Source organism: Virgibacillus carmonensis (genome assembly GCF_057836705.1).
Map to the genome: position 1 here is coordinate 1 of NZ_JBYQFJ010000147.1, position 724 is coordinate 724.

Here is a 724-nt window from a genome sequence, read left to right on the forward strand (position 1 = left end):
CTTTTTTGATGACAAGGGTTCGCTATTTTAGAACGGTTATCCATCAACGAGATGTAACGGATAGACAGCGTTTGCCAGTTATGATTATGTTCGGGTTATTTGGCATACTTGGTACATATACGGGATTAGTAGTAAGTACAAATTCGTTGGGGTTATCAAGTTGGGCGATGGGTCTCGATGAAAATGAAGCGATTGCGAATTCTCGGGTGATTGGGATTGTTATCGCAGGATTGATTGGTGGTTGGAAAATAGGATTTGGCGCGGGATTGATTGCTGGTATACACCGTTACATGCTGGGTGGCTTTACTGCGTTTTCCTGTAGTATATCAGGTATTCTTGCTGGGCTGTTAGCTGGGCTGGTTCATAAACGCCTGCAGAAGAGCAGGAGATACGTTCCTCCCGTTGTGGCATTGATCGTTGGCGGTTTGGCTGAAGCACTGCAAATGGGTTTGATTTTACTTATTTCCAGGCCATTTGACCAAGCATACCAGCTTGTAGCTGAAATTGGGTTACCGATGATTGTGGCCAATGGAATTGGAACAGCTATATTTGTATTGGTTATAAGCAGTGTTTTTCATGAAGAAGAAAAGATGGGTGCCATTCAGGCCCAGAAAGCTTTGCGATTAGCTGAAATGACGATTGGACATTTGCGGCAAGGATTATCGACAAAGACAGCTGAGGCAACCTGTAACATACTCTTAAAAGAGGTACAGGCATCGGCAGT

General features: G+C 44.1%; 1 protein-coding gene. It reads left to right on the top strand.

Features of this window, described 5'->3' with window-relative positions; translation table 11 throughout:
• Nucleotides 1-724: LytS/YhcK type 5TM receptor domain-containing protein (locus tag AC3G7N_RS21015; RefSeq protein ID WP_489424097.1), on the top strand; the 724-nt coding region annotated here is incomplete at both ends.